This is a genomic window from Eubacterium barkeri (genome assembly GCF_900107125.1).
GTDB lineage: Bacteria > Bacillota > Clostridia > Eubacteriales > Eubacteriaceae > Eubacterium_O > Eubacterium_O barkeri.
The window spans coordinates 1-4,440 of the sequence record NZ_FNOU01000041.1; the positions used below are offsets into that span (position 1 = coordinate 1).

The 4,440-nt window shown below is 37.2% G+C and carries 5 protein-coding genes; all 5 read left to right on the plus strand.

Annotated elements, in window-relative coordinates; translation table 11 throughout:
• Positions 1–234 precede the first annotated feature (234 nt).
• The gene (locus BLU30_RS14005; RefSeq protein ID WP_090247301.1) at positions 235–1,251 is read left to right on the plus strand and encodes a PDDEXK nuclease domain-containing protein; all 1,017 of its coding nucleotides are present in this window, start codon (positions 235–237) and stop codon (positions 1,249–1,251) included.
• Between the two features lie 218 nt (positions 1,252–1,469).
• Positions 1,470–2,528: a virulence RhuM family protein gene (locus tag BLU30_RS14010; RefSeq protein WP_090247302.1), complete on the plus strand. Its 1,059-nt coding sequence runs from the start codon at positions 1,470–1,472 to the stop codon at positions 2,526–2,528.
• Positions 2,529–2,554: 26 nt separating this feature from the next.
• A complete protein-coding gene (locus tag BLU30_RS14015; protein ID WP_176770959.1) occupies positions 2,555–3,052 on the plus strand; it encodes a GNAT family N-acetyltransferase in 498 nt (165 codons plus the stop codon).
• Between the two features lie 94 nt (positions 3,053–3,146).
• On the plus strand, positions 3,147–3,725 hold the full coding sequence (locus tag BLU30_RS14020; protein ID WP_090247305.1) for a hypothetical protein: 579 nt from the start codon (positions 3,147–3,149) through the stop codon (positions 3,723–3,725).
• A 148-nt stretch (positions 3,726–3,873) separates the two neighbouring features.
• Entirely contained in the window at positions 3,874–4,260 is a 387-nt protein-coding gene (locus BLU30_RS14025; protein WP_176770960.1) for a hypothetical protein, read from the plus strand.
• The last annotated feature ends 180 nt before the right edge of the window (positions 4,261–4,440 follow it).

The following is a 4,440-nucleotide window of genomic DNA, read 5'->3' on the forward strand; positions in this document are numbered from 1 at the left end:
TGCTGATTTCCATGCCCGGTATTATGATTTCCTATAAAACGGAATAGTGATTTCCGGAAACCGGACAGGTGATGGAAATCACCCCGGAATACTCATTTGACGTGAATGGAATTTAAATGATGATATATTTTTGTTAAAGGATATTGAATATATTGAATAAAACAGTTATTTTTAATTGTGCCTAAAAAAGATGGAAAATATATAGTAGTTAAAACGAAACCAGAGGTGAAACGAATGGCAAAGAAACCAGAAATAGTTATGAACGAATATTTTGATGCACTCGAAAAGGTAAAAGACAGAATTCTTCAAACACAACGTCAGATGATGACAACTGCAAATGTAGAACGCAATCTTCTTTACTGGAATATTGGAAATGTTATTGTTGAATATAGTCAATGGGGCAATAAATTTGTTGAAACGCTGTCTAAAGACTTGAAAATAACTTATCCAGGTACAGACGGATATTCTGTTAGAAATCTTAATTATATGAAACAGTTTGCACAACGTATAACATCCGAAGATATTTTGCATCAGGGTGGTGCAAAAATTAGTTGGCGTGCAATTAAACTTTTAATAGATAAAACGGATAGTTTGGAAGAACATATGTGGTATACTCAGCAATGTTTAGAATGCGGCTGGTCAAGTGTCGTTCTGGCACACCAAATAGAAAGCAATTTATATAAAAGGCAAGCACTTGTTGAAAAGACAACGAATTTTAAACAGCAATTGTTGGAACCATTCAGTGAGCAGGCAGAGGAAATTATTAAAGACCCATATATTTTTGATTTTGTACCAAATGCAAAAAAGTTAAAAGAAGTTGAGTTGGAAGATGAACTTGTAAATCAAATTACAAAATTATTATTAGAATTTGGTTCGGGATTTGCATTTATGGGGAGACAATATCCTATCAGAGTGGGAGAAAGAGACTTCTTTATAGACTTACTGTTTTATAATGTCAAATTGCATTGTTATTTTGTTGTAGAATTAAAAACAGTCGAATTTGAACCAGAATTTGCAGGGAAATTATCTTTCTACTTATCTGCCGTAGATGGTGAATTAAAAGCACCAAGTGATAATTCTACAATCGGATTGCTATTATGCAGGGGCAAGGATAAAGTGGTAGCAGAATATGCCTTGCAGGATGTTAATAAACCCATGGGAATTAGTGAATATAGGTTATCAAATCATATTTCGGAGGAACTACAAGATAAACTTCCATCTATTGAAGATATTGAAAAGAGAATTAATTAAAATTTTGCACCAGAGTGATGCAAAATTGATGTTAGACAAATATTTGTGGGAAAGAAGCTACATGTACGGTATTAGTAGTGTACAAATTTCACCTCCATTACAGTAGATTTGTGGGGATATGATTTGAATTTGTCCTCATGTCGAGACGGCAGTATTGATTACAAGGATTAGTGATAAATAATATGCCAGTGAAGAAAAGTGTAGATCGGAGGGGTATCATGCCTAAAAAGAAAGGTGAAATAACGATTCATAGTTCGGCAGCAGAATATCTTACTTATGTTGCAGCTGTGGGCAACAGTGCTGACAGCATCGAGATGCGGTATGAAGATGAAAACATATGGCTGACACAGAGAATGATTGCTCAGCTTTATGATGTGTCTTTGCCAACGATTAACGAGCATATTAAAAAAATATATGCTGATGGAGAACTTACCGAGGAGGCAACTATTCGGAAATTCCGAATAGTTCAAACGGAAGGTGTGAGGCAGGTTAATCGTGAAGTCACTCACTATAATCTTCAGATGATTATTGCTGTTGGCTTTAAGGTGAATAATGAACGTGCTGTCCGTTTCCGCAAATGGTCAGGTCAGATTGTAAAAGATTATACGATTCAAGGTTGGACAATGGATAAGGATCGGCTGAAAAAAGGACACATGTTCACGGATGAATACTTCGAACGCCAGCTGCAAAACATCCGTGAGATTCGTCTGTCAGAGCGTAAATTCTATCAGAAGATTACTGACCTTTATGCTACAGCTTTTGATTATGATAAAGATGCAAAGACCACCAGAATTTTCTTTCAGACCGTGCAGAATAAAATGCATTGGGCTGTTCATAGACACACGGCAGCAGAGCTGATTGTAGAACGTGCAGATGCAGATAAAGAACACATGGGATTAACAACATGGGAATCTGCACCAGCTGGAAAAATCGTAAAAGCCGATGTGTCCATTGCCAAAAATTATTTGAACGATAAAGAAATGTCCTATATGGAACGTATAGTATCTCTGTATCTTGATTACGCAGAATTGCAGGCAGAACGTCAAATTCCTATGAGTATGGAAGATTGGGCGAAGCGTCTGGATGGTTTTTTGGAGTTTAACGGAAATGAAATTCTAACGGATGCCGGGAAAATCAGTGCAGAGCAGGCAAAGCTTCATGCTGAAACAGAGTTTGAGAAATATAGAATTGTGCAGGATAGATTGTTCATGTCTGATTATGATAGATTCTTACTAGAATTAGAAGGACAGGTGAAGCCTTTAAAGTTCTTGGAGTGAATTTGCTTATTTAGAGAGGAATGATAATGAAGATAATTGAGAAGAAGATTTCTGTAAAAGAATACAATGAACTTACACAGCAAGTAGGCTGGGGACAGAGAGAGGAAAGTATTGTAGATGAAGCACTAGACAACACATTTTATTCTGTTTGCGCCTATGAAAACAACCAGTTAGTAGGGTATGGACGGTTAATCGGTGATAGAACCATTTTTCTTTATGTTCAAGATATAATGGTAATTCCATCATGCCAATACAAAGGTGTTGGTACCCAAATAATGAATGCAATTATTTGTAAAATTTTAAGTGTAAAGCAGAAAAGCCCAACACTAAGGGTGTATTTAGGTGCTTCAAAAGATAGAGAAGGTTTTTATAAACGATTCGGCTTTACCACTCGTTTACAAGCTGGACTGGGAGCAGGAATGATTTTCTTAAAGAATCATGAAATAAATGAGTGCTTATTAATCTTGAGGGATGGCCCCGATTATCAAAATAGCTTAATAAACGAGCGAATGTTGTGGGTATAGCCAATATTTGTACAATATTGATTTGACGAATTGAGTTGCGTAATAGTGGTAAACACAGATTCTAAATATGAGAGTGAAGAGGGTGAAAAAGAATATGGCAATGTACGTATTTAGAGATAAAGACAGAAAAGAAAAGCTATATGCAAAAAATGCTGCAAGTGAAAGCAGAAACACACGATTTTTCTGCCCTAATAAAAATTGTGACGCACACATGCATGTATGCGGATTAGATGGAACAGCAGTGGCATATTTCAGTGCAAACAGAAAAGGATATCGGCACATTGAGGGATGTCCTTTTGGTGCCAGTAATAGTTTCAATTCAGATGATTTTGATGAAGCATTATTTAATTTTGATAATGCATTAGATGGGTTATCAGTGCCTAGTAAAAAAGTGAACAGGAAAAGTGAACCTGATGAACATGGAACAGGTGAGACAACAAAAAGACCACCGAGAACAATTAGACAAATTTATGATATGTGCAAATCAATTGATGTTGTTGATACATATGGTGGAAAAGTTGTTGGACAAATGATAGTGGATGATAGAAGCGAATTTATGTATCCTAAAGGCGTTTTTGGAAAAAGAATAATAGAGGGAAAAGTTTCTGGGTACTTTTATAACCCTAAAACAATGGAAATAACAATTAAGGCACCGATATCAAGTGAGAAATGAGTATTCCAATTGATTAGTGCATCCTTTCCGGAAATTCAGAGCACCTGTTTCCGAAAATTCAGTGCAGGCATTTCCGATGGGAAGAGCATCTCCTATAATGGATGTAAACACAGATTCTTGTGTAAATTCATTAAGGAGGTCGATAACCATGATTGATTATCGAGAAATTCTCAGGCTTAAAAACCTGGGATTCAGCAACGTGGATGTTACAAACAGCATCCATAGTTCACGTAACAAGGTCTCTGAAGTAATAAAACTTGCTGAGGAACATGAACTGGAATGGCCAATCCCAGAGGCACTCACCAACAGGGATATTGAGAAGCTGTTCTATCCGGAGCGAGCTACCAATGAAGGCAGAAAACTTCCGGACTTTGAGTGCGTTTACCGTGAGCTCGCCAAGCCAGGCGTTACACTTTCGCTTCTGTGGGCCGAATACTGTGTGAAATGCGAACAGGAGCATATGATATTGTCAAGAATAGTTGACAAATTTCCCTCAAGGATTCAGCTGCCTTATGCAACATCCTGCAAGGACTGATAGTATTGCTGCCTTTTTATGATAGGTGGTACTCCGCCGATGGACGAGCAGATTCTCCGGTTATTCCAGTAACTCATGAAATATCTGATTATTACGGTGCGATGAAATCGCTGTTCCGGAGGACAGGAAATCAGTAGTCCGGAACAGGAAATCATCTGTGTCATGTTACATGCGAGTTTA

Excerpts from the sequence above, each read along its gene's own strand:
- BLU30_RS14005 (WP_090247301.1), top strand. The coding sequence starts at position 235 with ATGGCAAAGAAACCAGAAATAGTTATGAACGAATATTTTGATGCACTC.
- BLU30_RS14010 (WP_090247302.1), top strand. The coding sequence starts at position 1,470 with ATGCCTAAAAAGAAAGGTGAAATAACGATTCATAGTTCGGCAGCAGAA.
- BLU30_RS14015 (WP_176770959.1), top strand. The coding sequence starts at position 2,555 with ATGAAGATAATTGAGAAGAAGATTTCTGTAAAAGAATACAATGAACTT.
- BLU30_RS14025 (WP_176770960.1), top strand. The coding sequence starts at position 3,874 with ATGATTGATTATCGAGAAATTCTCAGGCTTAAAAACCTGGGATTCAGC.
- BLU30_RS14020 (WP_090247305.1), top strand. The coding sequence starts at position 3,147 with ATGGCAATGTACGTATTTAGAGATAAAGACAGAAAAGAAAAGCTATAT.